Below are 20,307 nucleotides of genomic sequence, written 5' to 3'. Positions count from 1 at the left end.
TTTCTCTATACTTTTATATTGAGAGCGTTTTTTTTTATTACACAGCTGATTCTTTGACTTTTTTCTTTTTTTATTCTATTATTGACAAGTCAATCGTTGACGAGTCAATTATTAGAGAGGAGGAAATTATGTCTTTAGAAGAGATTAGTCACCTTTTATATCAAATCAAATTAGCCGATCAAAAAATCGTCCAGATCTTTGAAGAAAATATCGGTATAAGTCTTACTAGATACGAGATCATGATGAGACTGAAAGAAGAAAATCCATTGCTACAAAGCAGTTTGCAAGAAAAGTTGCAGATTGATCAAGGAGCAGTTACTCGTCATCTGAAGGTATTGGAAGCAAATGGCTATGTTTCGCGTCAGAGAAATCCTCAGAACAACCGGGAAGTGTATGTAGCGCTAACAGAAAAAGCCCAGAAGAAAATCGAGCATTGTGAAATGGACCATAAAGATACAGGTTCCGTGCTATCCCCGGCTTTCAGCGATGTAGAAATGAAACAATTTCTAACACTTTTAGATAAATTGAATACCCAACTTTGCAATATAACAACAGAAACGAAAGAGGTTAATAATAATGGAACAAAAAAATGATTTTTCAACAATTATGACTGGTAGAAGATCCGTTCGCGTATATGATGAAACATACAAAATCCCACACGAAGAAATGCTGGAAATGATCAAAGAAGCGACGACTGCACCTTCTTCTGTCAATATGCAACCATGGCGCTTTGTGGTCGCTGAAAGCGAGGAAGCAAAAGAAATCTTGCGTCCTTTGATCCGTTTCAATACGAGACAAAATGATACTTCTTCTGCAATGGTCATGATTTTTGGCGATATGCAATGTTACGAATATGGCGAAGAAATCTATAACCAAGCTTACGAATCAGGGAAGATGCCAAAAGAAGTCAGAGATCAACAATTAGCTGCGATCATTCCTTATTACAAGAGTTTTTCAAGAGAAGAAATGAACGATGTAGTCAAAGTCGATTCTAGCTTAGCGGCTATGCAATTCATGTTAGTTGCGCGTGATCATGGCTATGAAACAAATCCAATTGGTGGATTCGAAGCAGATCAGTTGGCAGAGGCATTTGGTTTGGATAAAGACCGTTATGTTCCAGTTATTATTTTATCAATAGGAAAAGCGGTAGAAGAAGGTTACGAGTCTGTTCGTTTAGCACCAGAAAAGATCACTACGTTCGAATAAAAGGTTTTCAGTTACTATTCAGTAGCTATTGCTTTTTTTGAATCGTGTGTGGTAACCTAATAAAAAGGAGGTCGGAAAAATGACTGCATCGATGAAATTACGTTTCGAACTTTTGAATAACAACTAAATAAATTCAAAAGACATGTATAAACAACAATTTCATGGATGGAGTATGTCCATTTTTTCGAACGACAGTAGAATAGGTGAAAGCTATGACAGATTTGGTGATTTAGTCATAGTTATTTCGTTCAGAGTAGGAAAAGATGTGATGCAGTTTTTTTGCAAACAGATTTTTCTGCTCTTTTTTAGTATCGATAATTGTTGTTTTACATGAAATAGGAGTGTAAAACATATGGAAAATTTAGCAGTAAATATAACAAATCTACAAGTCAGCTTTGGCAACCAGCTAGAACTATCTATTGATTCTCTTCGTGTCTATCAGCAAGATCGTATAGGGATCATAGGAGAAAATGGTGTCGGTAAATCGACTTTGCTCAAACTAATAGCCGGTGAACTTTTTCCCGATCATGGGAAAATCCAAACAGAGATCACCTTCAACTACCTGCCTCAATTAACCTATCTCGCTGAAGCAAAGGACCTAAATTTGGAATTAGCCAGTCATTTCCAGTTAAGACTGGAAGAAACTTCAGAGCGGAAATGGAGCGGAGGGGAAGAACGAAAGATCGAGTTGATACGTCTTCTTTCTTCTTATGAACAAGGGATGCTTCTAGACGAGCCAACAACCCATCTAGATAGAAAAAGTATTGATCGACTGATTGAAGAGCTTCGTTATTATTATGGTACGCTGGTTTTTGTTAGTCATGATCGCTATTTTCTAGATGAGCTAGCATCGAAAATCTGGGAAGTAAAAGACGGAGAAATCCGAGAGTTTTCGGGGAATTATAGTGCCTATCTCACTCAAAAGGAATTGGAGAAAAAGACTCAGCTACGAGAAGCAGAGTCGATCATGAAAGAGAAAAAACGATTGGAAAAATCGATCCAAGAAAAGAAAAAACAAGCGGAAAAGTTGGAAAAAGTGTCCAGTAAAAAGAAAAAGCAACAAATCAGACCGGATCGGTTGTCTTCCTCTAAACAAAAAGACAGTGTACAAAAAGCCATCCAAAAGAATGCGAAAACATTAGAGAGAAGACTCCAAAAAATAGGAGAAACAACCAAGCCGCAGCAGATGAAACAAATCCGTTTTCCAGTACCAAAATCTCTTGAACTCCACAGCCGCTATCCCATCATGGGACAAAATGTCCAATTGGAAAGAAGTGGGAGAACATTACTGGTAAATGGTGATTTTCAGTTTTCTTTAGGTAAAAAAATCGCGATTGTCGGTGAAAATGGTTCAGGTAAGACAACCTTATTAGAACATATCCGCAAACAAGGAGAAGGAATCCTTCTCTCTCCGAAAGTAAGCTTTCAAGTATATCAGCAAAAGGGTTATCAAATGACATCTGAAGAATCCATCATTCGTTTTGTCATGAGACAAACAGAGTTTTCAGAATCGCTTGTCCGTAGTTTGCTGAATCACTTAGGGTTTGCTCAGGAAACTTTGACGAAACCGTTATGTACATTAAGTGGGGGAGAAGCGACCCGTCTGACGATTGCTTTGCTTTTTACTAAGCCAAGTAATGTGTTGCTGTTAGATGAACCGACTAATTTTATTGATATGGCAACGATCGAAGCTTTAGAGAAGCTAATGCAAATATATCCGGGAACGATTTTGTTTACTTCTCATGATTCTTACTTTGTCGAGCGTACGGCTGATGAAGTTTATGAAATAAAAGGGCAGAAAATAAAAAAAGTACTTACGAGAAATTTTTAAATGTGCTACGATGATTTTCGTGACAAATTTAAAGGAGTGGTACAGATTGCCTACAAATAAAAAAGAAGGAATAATTTTTACAACAATGATGTGTTTTTTGATGGTCTTGGGGATGAGCGCGTATAATTTATGGCTGCATCAAGATCTTCATTTATCAAGTTTGTTGATTGGTCTAGTGCCTGGATTCGTGGTGGCTTTCATTTTGGATGTCTTCATCATCGGTGTGCTGGCGAAAAAAATTGCCTTTAAACTACCAGTAAATCCAGAAAGCAAGGTCCAAATGATCTTAACTATTTCATGCTTGATGGTTTTAGGAATGGTGACATGTATGTCTTTATTCGGTGTGATCATGGAACAAGGAATACCTGATCAATTATTCTCTGCTTATATGAATGCTTGGAAAATGAATGTGATTGCCGCTTTACCGTTGCAGTTGATCATCGTTGGCCCGCTTTCAAGAAGTGTGCTAAAAGCAATTCAAAGTAATGAATGATGGAACACTGTTATTTGAAAAAAGGCCTTGGCATGCTTTTTGTCATAGTCTCTTGAATGCAGTTCTAGAAAAATAGTGATCCGAACGATAGGTTTTGGCCTGTCGTTCGGATCGCTTTTTCTTTTCCAACTGTATTGCTCTTTTATTGAAGATAATTTGCTCTTCAATAGATATTTCTAGAAAGGTTCTGTTTATCCCTTACTCAAAAAACTGCTGCATTTGTTCTCTTACTTGCTGACACCATTGGAGTTCCTGCTGACAAAGCATAATTCTGCGCTGGATCACAACATAACGTCCAAATTCTTGTTTCTTGTCTAGCGAGAGGTCATTCAATTTTTTTTGATTTTTTTGCATGATTTTGTTCAGCTGTTGTTCTCTAGTGAATAGCAGTCCAGTAGCTGTTGTTTTATCGAGCGTCGAAAAAGCATAGATTTTTGCTAGAAATTCATCTTTTTGCGTAGGAGCGGGAGTTTCCTCTTTGATCCATTCCTCTACAAGAGCACGTCCTTCATCAGTCAAGTGGTAGATCTTTTTTTGAGAGTGCTCGTCTTTGTCCAAAACGGTCACATAACCCTGCTGGTCTAACTTGGCAAGCGTTGTATAGATCTGACTGTGATGGGCTTCCCAAAAAATTGTGATCAGCTGCTTCAATTCATACCCAGAACGTGGTTTGGATAAAAGCACGCATAATAATATATAGGCTAAAGTATTCATAAAAATCCTACCTCTCGTCTTATTTTCTTTATTATATCACAGTAAAGTTTCCACGTTTTACATGTGCATATTGACATGTAAAATAAATCATGTATGATGCTAATAGAGAGAAAGGGATGGAAATATTGGAGAATCAAATAGATATACAAGAACAAACAAATGAAGAAACAAAGGGGAAAAGTTCAGCGCTAGTTGTAGCAGCTACCTGTATGATCGCTTTTATGGGAGTGGGTCTAGTAGACCCAATCTTAAAAACGATTGCTGCACAGTTAAACGCTACGCCAGCTGAAACGACCCTGTTATTTACTAGTTACATGTTAGTCACTGGTGTGGTGATGCTATTTACAGGTTTCTTATCTAGTCGGATCGGTTTGAAAAAAACATTGATGACAGGATTGTTTATCATCGTTGTATTCGCTGGTCTTGGCGGATTATCTGGGAATATCGGAATGCTGATTGGGTTACGTGCCGGCTGGGGTGTCGGGAATGCTTTATTTGTCTCTACTGCTTTAGCAACGATCGTCAGTATTTTAGTTGGTAACACAGAAAAAGCAATCATGATGTATGAAGCAGCACTTGGCTGCGGAATGGCTGTTGGCCCTCTAGTCGGTGGGGTCTTGGGCAGTGGTTCATGGCGTTATCCATTTTTTGGGGTAGCATTTTTGATGTTTTGCGGTTTTATAGCCCTAGCGGTACTTTTACCTGAAACTGAGAAACCAAAGAGAAAAGTAGGCCTTTGGGAAGGTGTCAAAGCGTTAAGCAATCATAAACTTCGTTCAGTTGGACTAATCGCATTGTTATATAATTTCGGATTCTTTACTTTACTTGCGTATGCGCCATTTTTATTGATTGGCTATTCTGAATTAGAAGTCGGTTTTGTATTTTTTGGCTGGGGTGTGCTTCTGGCTATTGCTTCGATTTTCGTTGCACCGGCTCTTGAGCGGAAGTTTACGACTTATCGGACAATTTTAGCAGCATTTGTCTTATTCATTATTTGTTTGCTGTTATTAGGAGCTGGAACTTCTATGCCAGTCCTTGTACCGATCAGCATTGTGTTAGCAGGATTTTTCCAAGGAATTATCAATACACTGTTGACGACGATTGCTATGGAAATACCAGGTCTGCAACGAAACGTTGCTTCGTCCAGCTATAGTTTTGTCCGCTTTTTCGGTGGAGCTTTAGCACCATTTATTGCAGGTGTGATTGGTGAACATATTGGTGAAAGCTATGCGTTTTATTTTGCAGGTGCCATTGTTCTTATCAGTGTATGTTGTATCATTTATCACCGTAATTATTTTGCTACAAATGAAGAAGAATAAGAAATCAGAGGTTGTGAAAAAGCTGTCCTGCATCAAGTCATAAGAACAGCCAAACAAAAATAGCTTCTCATATTTTACCGTTTTTTGAGCTAATACCGAGGGTCAGCTGATTGAACGCCGTTTACCAAGAGGTTGTGAGACTGTCGTTTAACTCTGAATCACAAGGAAAAATTTCAAAAAACAGTTTCTCATGTTTGTTGAATATTGTGACTTATGATTGAGGAGTTGGCAGAAGAACACCATTTATTCGGAAAAAGGGGATGTGACACGATTTTTGTCACATTCCCTTTTTTTCTCAAAATAATGAAACTGGAAAATTTTCAGTAGGTAAGCTAAAATTCATTTAAGAAAAAGAATGGGGGGATAATAGATGCTGGAAGAATATTTTCAGGAAGTCGGGTTGACACTCGTTGAATTACCCATTGAATTTTCAGATGATCGGTTGATTTATCGTGGCTATATCAAAGAATTGCCAATAATCAATGCGGAAGGCGAAACTAGAAAAGCGATGCAGCAAAAAATAGCTGGTATGTATCAGGTGTATCGGGAACAGCTACTGGCTGAATCAGCGGAAGAAGAAAAAGAAAAAACGATGAACTTGTCCATGGATGAGCTGCTTCGTTATTATGATGGCGAAACATTTGACGGATTTTCGCTTCTTAACGAAGAGGAAACAGATTTACCAGGCAGCTGGTAGGCGAACACCGTTTATATGGGAAGAGGCTGGGACAGAAGCGTTTAACTCCAAGAAATAAGAAGAAATTCACGAAAATTGCTTTTCAAATTTTTGTGAATTTCAGCTTATTTCCGAAGGAGTTGCTTCTGCTCCCGCCGTTTATACATGTTTAGAGCGTGGGACAAAAGTTTTTCTTTACTTTTGTCCCACGCTCTAAAAAGTCCGGCAGTTTTTTGCCGATCTTCAAGGCACTCTACTTATCGTACGGATATTTTTTAGCGGAAAGTCCGATTCAAGTGGTTTTTATTCAGCTGATATTTATAAGATAAGTGAAAAATCCCAGCAATCAGTAGCGTAATCGTGTAAGCGATTGAATGATCGAAAAAAGAATAGTAATTGATTGTCGCTAATAAGCATAATGCAACCATGTAACTAATGTGCAAGCGTGTAACCAGCCCTTTTGGCCCGATTTTGTCAAAATACTGCGACCATTTTTCCCGTTGACTCCCTATGCTTCGTTTTTTGAATTGAAAGAAAAGGGATAAAATACCGACTCCCAGAAAAGCAGCGATATTCAGAGAAATAAGGTAAATAAAAAAAATCATTAAAATTTCAAACATATTGACACCTTTCTAGTTGGATAGAACCTTTACAGAAAAAAGGCAAAAGGCGGGAATAATGTTTCACACGAAACATTATTCGCGGATTTGTCCATCGCCATAAATGATATATTTTGTGGAAGTTAATTCATTTAACCCCATTGGACCACGGGCATGCAACTTTTGAGTAGAGATACCAATCTCTGCACCAAAACCAAATACCGATCCGTCTGTAAAACGAGTGGAGGCATTGACATAGACAGCCGCCGCGTCCACTTCATTTAAGAAACGTTGACTAGCCGCATAACTATCTGTCACGATCGTTTCTGAATGTTTAGTATTATGCCGATTGATATGTGCAATTGCTTCATCCAAAGAATCGACCACTTTGACAGCAAGGATATAATCTAGATATTCAGTATCCCAATCTGTGTCTTCTGCTAAAGCAGCCGTCTCTAGATATTCTAACGCACGAGCATCCGCACGTAAAGAGACCCCGTGTTCTACCAGTTCTTTTTCAATAGCTGGCAAGAAAAAAGGTGCGATCTCAGAATGGATCAGCAATGTTTCTGCCGCGTTACAGACAGATGGACGGGAAGCTTTTGCATTGACGATGATGTTCACTGCCATAGATAACTGTGCTTCTTTATCGATATATACGTGATTATTTCCTGTACCTGTTTCAATGATAGGTACCGTTGCCTGTTCTTTGACTCGTTGGATTAATTTTGCTCCGCCTCGAGGAATCAGCACATCTAAGTATTCTGTCAATCGCATCAACTGTCCTGCAGTTTCATGAGAAGTATCATCGACAAACTGGATGGCATAAGGAGATTCGCCAGCACTGACCAGTACTTGCTGCAATAATTGGACTAATAATTGATTCGAGAAGAATGCTTCTTTGCCACCGCGAAGGATAACGGCATTCCCTGATTTGAATGCTAGACTAGCTGCATCTGTCGTGACATTTGGACGAGATTCGTAAATGATGCCGATTACGCCTAGTGGCACGCGCTTTTTGCCGATTCTCAATCCGTCGGTGTTCGTCCACATCTCATCTACTTTTCCAATAGGATCGTCTAACGAAGCAATTTTTTCGATCTCTGTAGCCATGGCATTGATTCGCTCAGGTGTCAGCTGCAAGCGGTCTTGCATCGTTTCACTGATATTGTTTTCGACTGCTTTTTCTAAGTCTTTATGATTTGCTTCAATGATCGCTTGTTGATTCTTTTTGATGGTTTGTGCCATTTGAACAAGTAGCTCATTTTTGCGGTTTGTAGGCATAAGTGCTAGTTGTTGCGCGCTATCTTTTGCCTGTTGTCCTAATTGCATCAAGTCAGTCATTTCAAGTCCTCCTTAAATAAAGTACCTACTTCTTTTCCTGCAAGAATATCAAAAATAATTGCCGGATTTTTTCCATTTGCTAAAATCATTGCGCTGTTTGCTTCAAATATCCTAGAAGCGGCTTTTAATTTACTCTGCATACCGCCTGTTCCAAATGTGCTACCAGCACCACCTGCTTGTGCCAGAATCTTTTCATCGATTTTATCGATATAGCGATACATCTGAGCCTCGGGATTTGTAGTCGGATTATCTGAATAAAACCCGTCGATATCAGAAAGGACGATCAAAAGGTCTGCCGCGACAAGTTTTGCCATGATGGCTGACAGCTGATCATTATCGCCAAATTTTGTCAGATGATCTAATTCATCCACTGCTACAGTATCGTTTTCGTTCACGATAGGGATCGTGTCCATAATCAAAAGCTGTTCCAATGTATTCCTCACATTTTTACGACTTTCAGGATAATCTACCACGTCTCTTGTCACGAGGATCTGTGCCGTCTGTTGATTATATACACTGAATCTTTGATTATAGATATTCATCAGTTCGGCTTGACCAACAGCCGCCGCAGCTTGCTGTTCAGGGATCAAAGTCGGACGTTCTGACAAATGTAATTTATGCATACCAACGCCTACAGCTCCTGATGAGACTAAGATCACTTCCTTTCCCCGATTTCTAAGATCAGAAAGGACAAAAGCTAACTGATCGATTGCCGCAAGATTGATATTTCCATTGGGATAAATCAATGTACTTGTTCCTACTTTGACAATAATTCGTTTTGCATTTTTAATTTCTTTACGCATGTGACACCTCAATCAAATATCCACTCATTAATTTCGTTCTATTCTACTTGTTTTGACGAGTAAAGTCATGTAAAAAATAGTTTTTTTGTACAACTTGCAGTCGTTTGGAAAAAGAACGAATTAATGGTTTACTTTAAGATAGCAGAATTTCTTGAAGAATTTGTAAAGAAAGTCTTTTACAGCCTCGGATATGTTAGAATAGGAGTAGTTTATTTAGGGAGGAAAACCGGTGAGAAAAAGAGGATTTGAAGTTATTTCTAAATATAAAGATCAAAATATCAATCTACCGCAGCGCGCTACACATCATGCTGCTGGCTATGATTTTGAAGCAGCAGAAGAGGTCGTGATTCCAAGTATCTGGAAAGCAGGCTGGAAAAAGGGGTTGGAAACAGTCGCAGATGGATTGAAAAAAGATGTATCAGAAAATGAAAAACAATTGAAACCAACCCTCGTGCCTACTGGAATCAAAGCTTACATGGGAGAAGATGAATTTTTGCAGCTTGCTAACCGTTCAAGCAATCCGTTGAAGCGGTTTTTAGTGTTGACAAACGGAGTAGGTGTGATTGACAGTGATTATTACAATAATGAGGCAAATGAAGGCCATATCATGTTCCAATTCACCAACTTTGGTTTCAAGGATGTAGTGATCAAAAAAGGCGAGCGTATCGGCCAAGGGATCTTTTTGCCGTTTTTAAAAGCAGATCAAGATCAAACGACTGCTCAACGTCAAGGCGGATTTGGTTCTTCCAGTAAATAAAACGTTAAAGATACTTAAGCTTGATTTAATGTCTCATGATTAGGATAAAAGGAGGCGGTACAATGGCAAAAAAATCAAAAGTACAATTTGTTTGCCAAAATTGCGGGTATGTGTCGCCTAAGTTCTTGGGACGCTGCCCAAATTGCGGAAAATGGAATACGATGGTCGAAGAAATCGAACAAGATACAACGGACCGCAGAACTCGGACAAGTTTGACAGGAGAAAAAGCAAAACCAACAAAAATCGCAGACGTCGTCCCTAAAAAAGAACCTCGGATCAAAACAAAATTAGAAGAACTGAACCGTGTGTTAGGCGGAGGTGTGGTGCCAGGGTCTATGGTCTTGATTGGTGGCGATCCAGGTATCGGGAAATCCACTTTGCTGTTACAAGTTTCTCAGCAATTAGCAGCCATAGGCGGAAAAGTTTTATATGTATCCGGCGAAGAAAGCGCAGAGCAGATAAAATTACGCGCGGAACGCCTCGGAAGTATCAACACAGAATTTTATCTATACGCTGAAACAGATATGAACGAAATCAGTCGTGCCATCGAACATATCTCCCCTGATTATGTTATCATTGATTCCATCCAAACGATGACGCAGCCAGACATCACAAGTGTGGCAGGAAGTGTCAGCCAAGTAAGAGAAACCACTGCAGAACTACTCAAAATCGCTAAAACAAATGGGATAGCCATTTTTATCGTCGGTCATGTTACCAAAGAAGGCTCGATCGCCGGCCCAAGAATGTTAGAACATATGGTGGATACGGTGTTATATTTTGAAGGTGAACAACATCATAGTTTTCGGATTTTGCGAGCAGTAAAAAACCGATTTGGCTCAACGAATGAGATTGGGATTTTTGAAATGCATGAGCATGGATTGGAAGAAGTCGCTAATCCTTCACAGATTTTCTTAGAAGAACGCCTAGACGGTGCAACTGGCTCTGCTATCGTTGTGGCAATGGAAGGGACACGTCCAATTTTGGTAGAGATCCAAGCATTAGTCACACCTACTATGTTCGGAAATGCCAAACGAACAACAACAGGTCTTGATTTCAATCGGGTATCTCTGATCATGGCAGTGCTGGAAAAAAGAGCTGGGTTGCTTCTTCAGAATCAAGATGCTTACTTAAAAGCTGCAGGTGGGGTAAAATTAAATGAACCAGCGATTGATTTAGCTATCGCTGTCAGTATTGCTTCAAGCTATAAAGAAAAAGGAACACAGCCAACGGAATGTTTCATCGGTGAAATTGGACTGACTGGAGAAATCAGACGTGTCAGTCATATTGAACAACGAGTCAAAGAAGTCCAAAAACTCGGCTTCACAAAAGTATACCTACCTAAAAACAACTTAGGTAACTGGGAAGCGCCAAAAGGAATCGAGATAGTTGGAGTAGCAACTTTGGCTGAAACGTTGAAGCGTGTGTTCCGCTAACTAATAAATGATTGTCGAAACGGAGGAAAAACGATGCAAAAACGTGTCATTACTTTGCTGATGATCATTGTCGGCGCAAGCTTGGGTATTTCATTTTTACCCTCAGCTTGGCAGGCAATCGGTCAACAGTCAAACGGATGGCTGAATAATACATTTACCAACAGCCTGTTAGGCGCACTTATTTTCTTTTTATTATCTTTGCTGTTGGCCAAACATATCTCAGCTATTATCAAACAAGTAGAACAAAAACTAAGTGAGGTCAGCTTGACTTATCTTCTCTTCGGTGCGATCGGTGCGATCATCGGATTGACTTTAGGTGTTGTGATCTCGACCCCTCTTTACAATATGGAAATTCCATTCGTCAATAGTGTATTGCCGATTTTACTGATGATCATCTTAGGCTATCTGGGATTGAGAATGGGAACGACACGAATCGAAGAATGGAAGAAAGTTTTTGGTTCACGAAGCAAAAAAATCGAGCAAGAAACAGCTAGTCAAGTTGAGAGTCAACTGTTAGAACGAAAATCAGGAGAAAATTTCCATAAATATAAAATCTTGGATACAAGCGTGATCATTGACGGTCGGATTTATGATATTACAAAGACTGGATTCTTAGAAGGAACCTTGATGATCCCTAATTTTGTTCTTTACGAACTACAATACATCGCGGACTCAGGGGATAGTTTGAAACGTGTGCGTGGTCGTCGCGGATTAGATATCCTAAATGCCTTGCAAAAAGAAGAGGGTATATCTGTCGAAATGTACGATGGAGACTTTGAAGATATCAGTGAAGTAGACAGCAAATTAATCAAATTGGCTAAGCTTTTAGATGGTGTCATTGTAACCAATGACTATAACTTGAATAAAGTTTCTGAATTCCAAAATGTACCTGTTCTTAATATCAATGCGTTGGCAAATGCCGTAAAACCAGTCGTCATCCCTGGTGAAACGATGAATGTTCTAGTAGTAAAAGCCGGGACAGAACGCCAACAAGGAGTAGCCTACCTAGATGACGGCACGATGGTTGTCGTAGAAGATGGACAGCATTACATGAATGAACGTATCGAAGTCGTTGTAACAAGTGCCCTTCAAACAGCTGCTGGACGCATGATCTTTGCTAAACCTGCACATGCAGGACGAGGAATCGACAATAAAAAAGAGACAGAGAAAAAGACTAAACAATCAAAATAAAAAAGAAATTCAGCCAACTGGTAAGGAAATTCAACCAGTTGGCTTTACTATTTACCTTAGAAAAGGTAAAATTTGTGCTGAGTGGCTTTAAATAAATGATATTTGAGAAGCCGTAACTGACGGAATTTTTGCTGTTAGTCAAAGTCTAGTTTGAAAGAAGAGGAAGAAAATGACGAAAGTACGCGTACGCTATGCACCAAGTCCAACTGGGCACCTGCATATTGGAAATGCAAGAACTGCATTATTCAATTATTTGTTTGCCCGCCACAATGATGGAGACTTTATTATTCGTATTGAGGATACTGACCAAAAACGTAATATCGAAGATGGCGAAAAAAGCCAGTTGGAAAACCTTGCTTGGTTGGGAATGAATTGGGATGAATCTCCTGAAAATCCTGGAGAATACGGCCCTTACCGTCAATCTGAACGTAAAGAAATCTATCAACCGCTGATTGATCAGTTGCTTGCTAGCAATCGAGCATACAAATGCTATTGCACAGAAGAAGAATTAGAAGCAGAACGGGAAGCACAACGCGCAAGAGGAGAAATGCCTCATTACGCAGGAACATGTGCGAACTTGACACCTGAAGAACAAGCAGAAAAAGAAGCACAAGGTCTAGAATCTGTTGTACGTTTCCGTGTGCCTCGCAATACAGAATACGCATTTACAGATATGGTGAAAGGCGCTATTTCGTTCGAATCCGATAATATCGGTGGCGACTTTGTCATCCAAAAACGCGATGGTATGCCAACTTATAATTTTGCTGTTGCGGTCGATGATCATTTGATGAAAATCACTCACGTTTTACGTGGAGATGACCATATTGCCAATACACCAAAACAACTGATGATCTATGAAGCATTTGGCTGGACACCACCAACCTTCGGACATATGACATTGATCATCAACAGTGAAACAGGTAAAAAACTAAGCAAACGTGACGAATCAATTTTGCAATTTATCGAACAATATCGCGAATTAGGCTATCTACCAGATGCAATGTTCAACTTTATTGCATTATTGGGCTGGTCACCTGTGGGCGAAGACGAAATCTTCGAACACCAAGAATTGATCAAAATGTTCGATCCAAAACGCCTAAGTAAATCACCCGCAGCTTTCGATGCGAAAAAACTGCAATGGGTAAACAACCATTACATCAAAGCAATGGATCTAGATGCATTTACTGACATGTGTCTGCCTTATCTAATCGCTGATGGACGTGTAGCAGAAAATCCAGATGAAAAGACAATCGAATGGGTGAAGAAGATCGTTAGCCTGTATCAACCTCAAATGAGCTATGCTGCAGAAATCGTTGATCTGTCTACGCTATTTTTCAATGAACATCCTGTATTGAATGAAGCAGCAAAAGAAGTACTTGCTGGTGAAACAGTTCCTACTGTTCTCCACGCATTCAAAGCACAGCTAGAACAAATGGAAGTAGTAGATGCTCCAACTGTCAAAGCTGCCATCAAAGCTGTTCAAAAAGAAACTGGCGTAAAAGGAAAAAATCTTTTCATGCCAATCCGTGTAGCTGTATCAGGACAAATGCATGGTCCAGAACTGCCTGAAACGATCGAATTGCTTGGTCGTGAAAAATCATTAGCACATTTAAATCAAGTACTGAACTAAACACGATGAACAGAAAAAAGTAAGCAGCTGATCATTACAAGAGAGATACCGGGTGGTGCAAGGTATCAATGAATGGTTGCCGAAATGCCTCTGGGAGTGGTCTTGGCGAAACACAGAAAACAGGAAAAACTGTTTTATAGGAAACAAAGTAGCCAAGAACGTATAACAGGCGTTAGCTGTCAGAGATAATCATTGATTATGAAGAAAAGTGGAACCACGCGGAAAGCGTCTTTTGATAAGGAAACTTATTTAAAAGGCGCTTCTTTTCTTTATAAGAAGATGATTTCCTACATAAAATTCTTACGAAAGGAGTGGAAAGTCATGAGTTGGTTTACCCGAGCGATTGATGCAGCAAAGAGAAACGATCCGGCTGCACGTTCGACAGCTGAGATCGTTTTGACATACCCTGGTTTTCATGCCTTGTTTTGGCATCGTTTCTCTCATTTTTTATATCAGCACCGGCTCTTTTTATTGGCGAAGATCAATGCTCAATTCTGGCGTTTCCTGACAGGTGTTGAGATCCATCCAGGAGCAACGATTGGCACTGGCGTGTTCATCGACCATGGAATGGGAATCGTCATTGGCGAAACCGCAGAAATCGAGGACGATGTGATTTTATTCCATGGCGTAACATTAGGCGGCACAGGAAAAGAAACGGGTAAAAGACACCCAACTGTTAAACAAGGAGCCATGCTCTCTGCGAATGCGCAGATATTAGGACCGGTAACGATCGGAAAAAACGCCAAAATCGGTGCAGGTGCCGTTGTGTTGAAAGATGTTCCAGACGACGCTACAGCGGTAGGAGTACCAGCAAAAGTCGTTCGAATCAAAGGAGAAAAAGTGAGGAGATCAGAATGATAAAAATCTACAATACATTGACCAGAAAAAAAGAAGAATTCATCCCTATACAAAAGGGACATGTCGGTATGTATGTCTGCGGACCGACTGTGTATAATTATATCCATATCGGAAATGCTCGTAGCACCATTGCTTTCGATACAATTCGACGCTATTTTGAATATCGAGGCTATAAAGTCGATTTCGTATCGAATTTCACGGATGTAGACGATAAAATCATCCGTACAGCAAACGAATTAGGTATTACAGCACCAGAAGTTGCTGATCGTTTCATCCGAGCATTTGAAGAAGATACGAAAGCGTTGAATGTCGAGCCTGCTACACTGCATCCAAGAGTCATGGATCATATGCCAGATATTTTAGCATTTATTCAAGTGTTGGTTGAAAAAGGCTATGCTTATGAATCTTCAGGTGATGTGTATTACCGTACCCGTAAATTTGAAAATTATGGGAAATTAAGTGACCAATCCATCGATGAACTGGAGGTCGGAGCAAGTCAGCGTACAGGGGAAGAACAGCAGCAAAAAGAAGACCCATTAGATTTCGCTTTATGGAAACAAGCAAAACCTGGCGAGATTTCTTGGGATTCACCATGGGGCAAAGGACGTCCCGGTTGGCATATTGAATGTTCCGTTATGGCAACAAAACATTTAGGAGAAACGATCGATATCCATGGTGGCGGGCAAGATTTAGAATTTCCTCATCATGAAAATGAAATCGCACAAAGTGAAGCGAAAACAGGGAAAAAATTCGCTAATTACTGGATGCACAATGGTTATGTAACGATTGGCGAAGACGATGAAAAAATGAGTAAATCTCTAGGGAATTTCATCACTGTACATGAAATGATCAAAAACGTTGATCCACAAGTCTTGCGTTTCTTCATGGCGACCACACAATACCGTCGTCCGATCCGCTACAGTGAAACGACGATGAAAGAAGCAGCCACCAATTTACAACGACTGAAGAATACGTTTGACAATTTGAAATTCCGCCAAGAAACTGCCTCAGAGAATTTGGCAGATGATGCGGATAAAATCGCTTTGTTAGAAAATTTAGAACAGCGATTCATCGAAGAAATGGACGATGATTTTAATGCAGCAAATGGGATCACAGTGGTCTATGAGCTTGCTAAGTGGCTGAACACTTATCTAGACCAGCCGAAAGTTTCTGCCGCTGTCTTGGCACAAGGAGAAGCTTTATTCTCGCAATGGCTTTCGATCTTCGGTATTTTATTTACAGCAGAAGAGTTATTAGATGAAGAGATTGAACAATTGATCGAAGAACGAAATCAAGCAAGAAGCAATCGTGATTTTGCCCGAAGCGACGAAATTCGTGATTTGTTGAAAGAAAAAGGGATCTTATTAGAAGATACACCGCAAGGAACCCGATGGAGAAGAGAAGCATGAGAGATTACACACAATTGAACGGTTTAGCCTTGGCTTATGTTGGAGATGCGATTTACGAAATCTATGTTCGTGACCACCTGATTGATCAAGGAGAAACAAAACCCAATAAGTTGCATCGTGCGGCAACGAATTATGTTTCTGCGAATGCACAAGCCTTTTTGATTCAGCAAATGCTGGAAGAACATCTTTTGACAGAAGAAGAAGAACTTTATTATCGCAGAGGAAGAAATGCTAAAAGCCATACGAGCGCAAAAAATGCTGATGTTACGACGTATCGGGTCGCAACAGGGTTCGAAGCGCTCATGGGCTATCTGCATTTGACAAAACAAACCGAGCGGATGGAAGAATTGATCCGCTGGTGTATTCAGAAAGTTGGTGAAAAAAATGGGTAAAGAAAGAACAAACAAACATCAATCGAAACGTGGATTTGAAGACAAAAAACAAAATAGATATCCAAATAAAAAGCAAACTGGACGAAATCAGTCAGTTTCTGATCAAAATGAAGAAGCATTAGAAGATAATTTCGTCTTTGGACACCATGCCGCAGTAGAAGCGCTACAACAAGGGCGAGGGAATAAACTCTTTCTTCAAGAAGATTCACGAGGAGAAAAAGTAGAAGAACTGAAAGAAATCGCACGTGAACAAGCTGTGCCAGTCAAATGGGTTCCTAAACAAAAATTAGAAACTTTGAGCGATCACGGCGTGCATCAAGGAGTCGTTCTTGCGATTACACCTTATGAATATTTATCCCTTGACCAACTGATTGAACGAACAAAAGAGAAAAAAGAAGACCCCTTCTTTTTGATTTTGGATAGCATCGAAGATCCACACAATTTTGGGTCGATTTTACGGACAGCAGACGCAAGTGGCGTCGATGGTGTGATCATACCAAAACACCGAGCAGTTGGAATCACACCTATCGTAACAAAGACTTCCACTGGGGCAGTCGAACATGTCCCTGTTGCACGCGTGACGAATTTGGTACAAGCTGTGCAACAGCTCAAAGAAACAGGATTTTGGGTATTTGGCACAGATATGACCGGCACAAACTTCCAAAAATGGAATGCCAAAGGATCAATTGCTTTAGTCATTGGTAATGAAGGCAAAGGAATGAGTCCAGGATTGAAAAAAGAAATGGATGAATTGCTGACGATCCCGATGACCGGGCACGTCCAGAGCTTAAATGCCAGTGTTGCTGCTGGTTTGCTTATGTATCAGGCTTTTTCCCAACGTCAGGGGGAGTAGACCATGAAAAAACAGCTGTTGATTGTAGACGGCTACAACATGATTGGTTCGTGGCCGGAACTTGTCCAGCTTAAAAAGCAGGACAAAATGGCGGATGCAAGAGAAGCTCTTTTACATCGTTTATCAAATTATGCGAAATATGAAGGACTGGAAGTCATCGTTGTCTTCGATGCCCAACTAGTTCCGGGCATCCAACAAAATTATAAGAAATACCAGTTGGATGTTGTTTTTACGAAAGAAGACGAAACGGCTGACAGTTATATCGAGAGAATCGCTGGTCAGCTGAATGACCGTTTGACACAAGTGACAGTGGCGACAAGCGATTTAGCAGAACAGTGGATGATCTTTTCCCAAGGAGCATTACGAACTTCTGCTTATGAATTATATAAGACGATAAAAAAAACGGAAAAAACAATAGCCCAAGAAAATAAAGATATGCATTTTATTGATTTCCGACGTAATTCTCCATGGAATGAAGAGCAGTTAAAAAAATTGTCCCAAAAATTGGACGATTTAATGAGAAAAAATAAATAACATATCGTTCTAATCAGTTCTATGAATCATTGATGATAAGATTCCTCCATAAACGAATTTATGGAGGAATTATTTTATGTCTGAGGAGTTATTGCGCGCTGCACGTAATGGTGACGAAGAAGCATTTGCTGCCCTGTATCAAAAATATTTTCCACTTTTACTACGTTTGAAAAACACCTATTATTTAAGAAATTATGTTTCTGAGGATTGGGAACAAGAAGCAAGGATCGCTTTATATCAGGCATTGAGAACTTACGAAAAAAGCAAAGGTGTTAGCTTTGGAAGTTATTATAAAAGCATTATAAGCAATCAAATCTATTCTCTATTGAGGAAGCAGAACGCGCTGAAGCGTCGTGATCAAAAAGATGAAGTCTCAATCGACCAAAAAATAGAGACAGAAGGACCAGACTTTTTAGCAGAGATCACATTGCAAGAACCTTTAGCGATTCAGCATCTTTTATTAAAAGAAGCAATCGAAAATTGCGAAATCCAGTTTTCAAAAATAGAAGCTAAAATTTTTCATTATTATATGCAAGGCGTTGATTTTGTAGACATGGCTGAATGTTTAGCAATGGATCACAAGCAAGTAATGAGCGCTTACGGGAGAGTAAAACTCAAAATAAAAAAACACTTGAAATTTTATAATGAGGAATAATTTAGAAAAATCTTAATGATCTTCTTATTTATTTTTATTGCATTTCTTTTTTTTTTATGGTAAACTTGAAAATTTTAAAAATATGTGGTATAGTTGATAGTAGAGGTGAACTGTATGCCAACAACTTTAGCTTCAATCAAGAAAGATTTAGAAGGTCGTATCGGCAGCCCAATCATGTTGGTTGCTCAGACAGGAAGAAAGCGTCAAACAGAACGCCGCGGCGTTTTAACAGAAACCTATCCTTCAGTATTCGTTGTTGATTTGGATCCTGAAGAAAATTCTTTTGAACGAGTATCTTACAGCTATTCAGATGTACTTACTCGGACAGTTGAGATCGAATTTTTAACTGAAGCAGTTTAAAAAGCAAACGAGCCTGAGATTCGTAAGGTTCGTTTGCTTTTTTGTGTGCGAATCGGTATGCTAAGAATAAAAAAGCAGGGGGCGTTTGCTTAGTGGAATATCAGGTAAAGAAATTTGAAGAATTGTCAACAGCAGAGTTTTACGAGATCGTCAAAGAACGAATCGCAGTTTTTGTTGTGGAACAACAGTGTCCTTATCAAGAAGTTGATGACATTGATGGACAAGCTTGGCATACGTTTTTTCAAGATACTGATGGGAAGATCCTTGCCTACACGCGAGTATATGAAGAAGCGGAGAGTATCCATTTTGGACGTGTCCTTGTTCATCAGGACAACCGTAAAGATGGGTTAGGAAAAAAGATTGTTCAAGAAACGATTAACATGATCCAGAAAAATTTTCCAGAAAAACCAATCGTGATCGGCGCACAAGAATACCTACAAGCTTTTTATGAGTCGTTTGGATTCAAGGCAATCTCAGATGTGTATTTGGAAGATGATATTCCACATATCGACATGAAAAAGGAACAAGTAGCAAGTTAAGAATCTAAAAAAAGAAAGCCGACACTGAAAATCGGCTTTCTTTTTTTTTAGATTCTTTATTATTTAGAAGTATCGGAAAGATTTGTTTGCTCTACTGGATGTGTATTGTCTTCTGCCACTTGTTTGGCAAGAAGATCGCGTATGTCACTAAGATAATCTTCTGCAGTAGGAGTTTCTTCTACTTCCACTTGCTCTTCTTTGGAGCGTAAATTCTTCGCACGGTTTGCCGCTTTGACAACTAAGAATAAGACAAAACCAGTGATCAGAAATGTAATGATAGCACTAATAACGTTACCAAACGCAAATGTGACGCCTTTTGTCGGCGACCAGTCAAGAATTGAAAGTGCTCCTTCTAAATCAGAAGTACCTGTGATCATTGCGACAAACCAACCTATTAGTGGTGTGATCAAGCCTTGCACCACTTGGTTTACGATGCTTGTAAACGCACTACCAATAACAACGCCGACAGCAAGATCCAAGACATCTCCACGCATGATGAACTCTTTGAATTCTTTGATCATGAATGACCCTCCCTTCTTTTATTTGTCTTTAGTATATCGAAAAATAAAAAATAAAAAAACAATATACGCTTTTAGCCGTCTGTTTCTTTTGATAAAAAACATCTATGCTATACTATAAAGTGTAACATCATTTAGAAAAAACGGCGAATTGCCTGAACTTATAAATTTCAAGCAGAGGAATAAGTAAAAA

General features: G+C 39.5%; 23 protein-coding genes and 1 other annotated feature. Of the genes, 18 read left to right on the top strand and 5 right to left on the bottom strand.

The features are described 5' to 3' along the window. The first annotated feature begins 128 nt into the window (after positions 1 to 128). From OZ002_RS06905 to OZ002_RS06890, 4 genes are all read left to right on the top strand, one after another. Positions 129 to 593, top strand: a complete 465-nt coding sequence (locus OZ002_RS06905) for a MarR family winged helix-turn-helix transcriptional regulator (protein ID WP_002287461.1) — start codon at positions 129 to 131, stop codon at positions 591 to 593. After that, positions 577 to 1,206 (top strand): nitroreductase family protein, encoded by a 630-nt coding sequence (locus tag OZ002_RS06900; RefSeq protein WP_002287459.1) that lies wholly within the window; start codon positions 577 to 579, stop codon positions 1,204 to 1,206. Before OZ002_RS06905 ends, OZ002_RS06900 begins: the two co-directional genes overlap by 17 nt. A gap of 352 nt (positions 1,207 to 1,558) precedes the next feature. Next, on the top strand, positions 1,559 to 3,037 hold the full coding sequence (gene msr(C), locus OZ002_RS06895; RefSeq protein WP_002287458.1) for an ABC-F type ribosomal protection protein Msr(C): 1,479 nt from the start codon (positions 1,559 to 1,561) through the stop codon (positions 3,035 to 3,037). 46 nt (positions 3,038 to 3,083) lie between these two features. Then, positions 3,084 to 3,530, top strand: a complete 447-nt coding sequence (locus OZ002_RS06890) for a DUF2798 domain-containing protein (protein ID WP_002287457.1) — start codon at positions 3,084 to 3,086, stop codon at positions 3,528 to 3,530. 198 nt (positions 3,531 to 3,728) lie between these two features. Here the strand turns inward: OZ002_RS06890 and OZ002_RS06885 are convergent, their stop codons facing one another. After that, positions 3,729 to 4,244 carry a PadR family transcriptional regulator gene (locus OZ002_RS06885; protein ID WP_002287456.1) on the bottom strand — a complete coding sequence of 172 codons (516 nt, stop codon included), beginning with the start codon at positions 4,242 to 4,244 and terminating at the stop codon, positions 3,729 to 3,731. Positions 4,245 to 4,360: 116 nt separating this feature from the next. On the opposite strand from OZ002_RS06885, the gene OZ002_RS06880 reads away from it, so the two are divergent. Together OZ002_RS06880 and OZ002_RS06875 are read left to right on the top strand one after the other, a co-directional pair. Further along, a complete protein-coding gene (locus OZ002_RS06880; RefSeq protein ID WP_002296013.1) occupies positions 4,361 to 5,563 on the top strand; it encodes an MFS transporter in 1,203 nt (400 codons plus the stop codon). Positions 5,564 to 5,933: 370 nt separating this feature from the next. After that, positions 5,934 to 6,260: a hypothetical protein gene (locus tag OZ002_RS06875; protein WP_002287453.1), complete on the top strand. Its 327-nt coding sequence runs from the start codon at positions 5,934 to 5,936 to the stop codon at positions 6,258 to 6,260. Positions 6,261 to 6,514: 254 nt separating this feature from the next. Here the strand turns inward: OZ002_RS06875 and OZ002_RS06870 are convergent, their stop codons facing one another. The 3 genes from OZ002_RS06870 to proB form a co-directional block, all read right to left on the bottom strand. Then, positions 6,515 to 6,859 (bottom strand): hypothetical protein, encoded by a 345-nt coding sequence (locus OZ002_RS06870; protein ID WP_002307733.1) that lies wholly within the window; start codon positions 6,857 to 6,859, stop codon positions 6,515 to 6,517. Positions 6,860 to 6,934: 75 nt separating this feature from the next. Then, positions 6,935 to 8,182, bottom strand: coding sequence for a glutamate-5-semialdehyde dehydrogenase (locus tag OZ002_RS06865; RefSeq protein ID WP_002298218.1), 1,248 nt, complete (start codon positions 8,180 to 8,182; stop codon positions 6,935 to 6,937). Then, a complete protein-coding gene (proB, locus tag OZ002_RS06860; protein ID WP_002287451.1) occupies positions 8,179 to 8,985 on the bottom strand; it encodes a glutamate 5-kinase in 807 nt (268 codons plus the stop codon). Before proB ends, OZ002_RS06865 begins: the two co-directional genes overlap by 4 nt. A gap of 229 nt (positions 8,986 to 9,214) precedes the next feature. On the opposite strand from proB, the gene OZ002_RS06855 reads away from it, so the two are divergent. The 12 genes from OZ002_RS06855 to OZ002_RS06800 all read left to right on the top strand — a co-directional run bounded on the left by OZ002_RS06855 (position 9,215) and on the right by OZ002_RS06800 (position 19,596). Further along, the gene (locus OZ002_RS06855; protein ID WP_002287450.1) at positions 9,215 to 9,742 is read left to right on the top strand and encodes a dUTP diphosphatase; all 528 of its coding nucleotides are present in this window, start codon (positions 9,215 to 9,217) and stop codon (positions 9,740 to 9,742) included. Positions 9,743 to 9,804: 62 nt separating this feature from the next. Next, complete coding sequence (radA, locus tag OZ002_RS06850) at positions 9,805 to 11,175, top strand: DNA repair protein RadA (RefSeq protein WP_002287449.1); 1,371 nt, start codon at positions 9,805 to 9,807, stop codon at positions 11,173 to 11,175. A gap of 33 nt (positions 11,176 to 11,208) precedes the next feature. After that, positions 11,209 to 12,366 (top strand): PIN/TRAM domain-containing protein, encoded by a 1,158-nt coding sequence (locus tag OZ002_RS06845; protein ID WP_002287448.1) that lies wholly within the window; start codon positions 11,209 to 11,211, stop codon positions 12,364 to 12,366. Between the two features lie 169 nt (positions 12,367 to 12,535). Continuing rightward, positions 12,536 to 13,996: a glutamate--tRNA ligase gene (gene gltX, locus OZ002_RS06840; RefSeq protein WP_002287447.1), complete on the top strand. Its 1,461-nt coding sequence runs from the start codon at positions 12,536 to 12,538 to the stop codon at positions 13,994 to 13,996. Continuing rightward, positions 13,993 to 14,232, top strand: a binding site (T-box leader). It overlaps the preceding gene by 4 nt. Before the next feature lie 85 nt (positions 14,233 to 14,317). Next, positions 14,318 to 14,854 carry a serine O-acetyltransferase EpsC gene (gene epsC, locus OZ002_RS06835; protein ID WP_002287446.1) on the top strand — a complete coding sequence of 179 codons (537 nt, stop codon included), beginning with the start codon at positions 14,318 to 14,320 and terminating at the stop codon, positions 14,852 to 14,854. Further along, complete coding sequence (gene cysS / locus OZ002_RS06830) at positions 14,851 to 16,263, top strand: cysteine--tRNA ligase (protein ID WP_002322772.1); 1,413 nt, start codon at positions 14,851 to 14,853, stop codon at positions 16,261 to 16,263. Before epsC ends, cysS begins: the two co-directional genes overlap by 4 nt. Next, on the top strand, positions 16,260 to 16,655 hold the full coding sequence (locus OZ002_RS06825) for a Mini-ribonuclease 3 (protein ID WP_002293091.1): 396 nt from the start codon (positions 16,260 to 16,262) through the stop codon (positions 16,653 to 16,655). The genes cysS and OZ002_RS06825 overlap by 4 nt, the downstream gene beginning before the upstream one ends. Next, positions 16,648 to 17,508: a 23S rRNA (guanosine(2251)-2'-O)-methyltransferase RlmB gene (gene rlmB, locus OZ002_RS06820; protein WP_002318842.1), complete on the top strand. Its 861-nt coding sequence runs from the start codon at positions 16,648 to 16,650 to the stop codon at positions 17,506 to 17,508. The genes OZ002_RS06825 and rlmB overlap by 8 nt, the downstream gene beginning before the upstream one ends. A gap of 3 nt (positions 17,509 to 17,511) precedes the next feature. Next, positions 17,512 to 18,042, top strand: coding sequence for an NYN domain-containing protein (locus tag OZ002_RS06815; RefSeq protein WP_002318843.1), 531 nt, complete (start codon positions 17,512 to 17,514; stop codon positions 18,040 to 18,042). A 76-nt stretch (positions 18,043 to 18,118) separates the two neighbouring features. Further along, positions 18,119 to 18,697 (top strand): sigma-70 family RNA polymerase sigma factor, encoded by a 579-nt coding sequence (locus OZ002_RS06810; RefSeq protein WP_002287436.1) that lies wholly within the window; start codon positions 18,119 to 18,121, stop codon positions 18,695 to 18,697. 114 nt (positions 18,698 to 18,811) lie between these two features. Next, a complete protein-coding gene (locus tag OZ002_RS06805; protein ID WP_002287434.1) occupies positions 18,812 to 19,057 on the top strand; it encodes a Veg family protein in 246 nt (81 codons plus the stop codon). A gap of 92 nt (positions 19,058 to 19,149) precedes the next feature. Next, positions 19,150 to 19,596 carry a GNAT family N-acetyltransferase gene (locus OZ002_RS06800; RefSeq protein WP_252704083.1) on the top strand — a complete coding sequence of 149 codons (447 nt, stop codon included), beginning with the start codon at positions 19,150 to 19,152 and terminating at the stop codon, positions 19,594 to 19,596. 59 nt (positions 19,597 to 19,655) lie between these two features. Here the strand turns inward: OZ002_RS06800 and mscL are convergent, their stop codons facing one another. Beyond that, complete coding sequence (mscL, locus tag OZ002_RS06795) at positions 19,656 to 20,117, bottom strand: large conductance mechanosensitive channel protein MscL (protein ID WP_002287431.1); 462 nt, start codon at positions 20,115 to 20,117, stop codon at positions 19,656 to 19,658. Positions 20,118 to 20,307 lie beyond the last annotated feature (190 nt).

The sequence above is a fragment of the Enterococcus sp. E4-150 genome, from assembly GCF_035726465.1.
In the GTDB taxonomy this organism is placed as follows: Bacteria; Bacillota; Bacilli; order Lactobacillales; family Enterococcaceae; genus Enterococcus_B; species Enterococcus_B faecium.
The sequence above is the reverse complement of the archived record's forward strand: the minus strand, read 5'-3'. Positions and strand labels throughout refer to the sequence as shown.

Coding starts and splice junctions, on each gene's coding strand:
- OZ002_RS06905 (WP_002287461.1), top strand. CDS start 129: ATGTCTTTAGAAGAGATTAGTCACCTTTTATATCAAATCAAATTAGCC.
- OZ002_RS06900 (WP_002287459.1), top strand. CDS start 577: ATGGAACAAAAAAATGATTTTTCAACAATTATGACTGGTAGAAGATCC.
- OZ002_RS06885 (WP_002287456.1), bottom strand. CDS start 4,244: ATGAATACTTTAGCCTATATATTATTATGCGTGCTTTTATCCAAACCA.
- OZ002_RS06880 (WP_002296013.1), top strand. CDS start 4,361: ATGGAAATATTGGAGAATCAAATAGATATACAAGAACAAACAAATGAA.
- OZ002_RS06875 (WP_002287453.1), top strand. CDS start 5,934: ATGCTGGAAGAATATTTTCAGGAAGTCGGGTTGACACTCGTTGAATTA.
- OZ002_RS06870 (WP_002307733.1), bottom strand. CDS start 6,859: ATGTTTGAAATTTTAATGATTTTTTTTATTTACCTTATTTCTCTGAAT.
- OZ002_RS06865 (WP_002298218.1), bottom strand. CDS start 8,182: ATGACTGACTTGATGCAATTAGGACAACAGGCAAAAGATAGCGCGCAA.
- proB (WP_002287451.1), bottom strand. CDS start 8,985: ATGCGTAAAGAAATTAAAAATGCAAAACGAATTATTGTCAAAGTAGGA.
- radA (WP_002287449.1), top strand. CDS start 9,805: ATGGCAAAAAAATCAAAAGTACAATTTGTTTGCCAAAATTGCGGGTAT.
- OZ002_RS06845 (WP_002287448.1), top strand. CDS start 11,209: ATGCAAAAACGTGTCATTACTTTGCTGATGATCATTGTCGGCGCAAGC.
- gltX (WP_002287447.1), top strand. CDS start 12,536: ATGACGAAAGTACGCGTACGCTATGCACCAAGTCCAACTGGGCACCTG.
- epsC (WP_002287446.1), top strand. CDS start 14,318: ATGAGTTGGTTTACCCGAGCGATTGATGCAGCAAAGAGAAACGATCCG.
- cysS (WP_002322772.1), top strand. CDS start 14,851: ATGATAAAAATCTACAATACATTGACCAGAAAAAAAGAAGAATTCATC.
- OZ002_RS06825 (WP_002293091.1), top strand. CDS start 16,260: ATGAGAGATTACACACAATTGAACGGTTTAGCCTTGGCTTATGTTGGA.
- rlmB (WP_002318842.1), top strand. CDS start 16,648: ATGGGTAAAGAAAGAACAAACAAACATCAATCGAAACGTGGATTTGAA.
- OZ002_RS06815 (WP_002318843.1), top strand. CDS start 17,512: ATGAAAAAACAGCTGTTGATTGTAGACGGCTACAACATGATTGGTTCG.
- OZ002_RS06810 (WP_002287436.1), top strand. CDS start 18,119: ATGTCTGAGGAGTTATTGCGCGCTGCACGTAATGGTGACGAAGAAGCA.
- OZ002_RS06805 (WP_002287434.1), top strand. CDS start 18,812: ATGCCAACAACTTTAGCTTCAATCAAGAAAGATTTAGAAGGTCGTATC.
- mscL (WP_002287431.1), bottom strand. CDS start 20,117: ATGATCAAAGAATTCAAAGAGTTCATCATGCGTGGAGATGTCTTGGAT.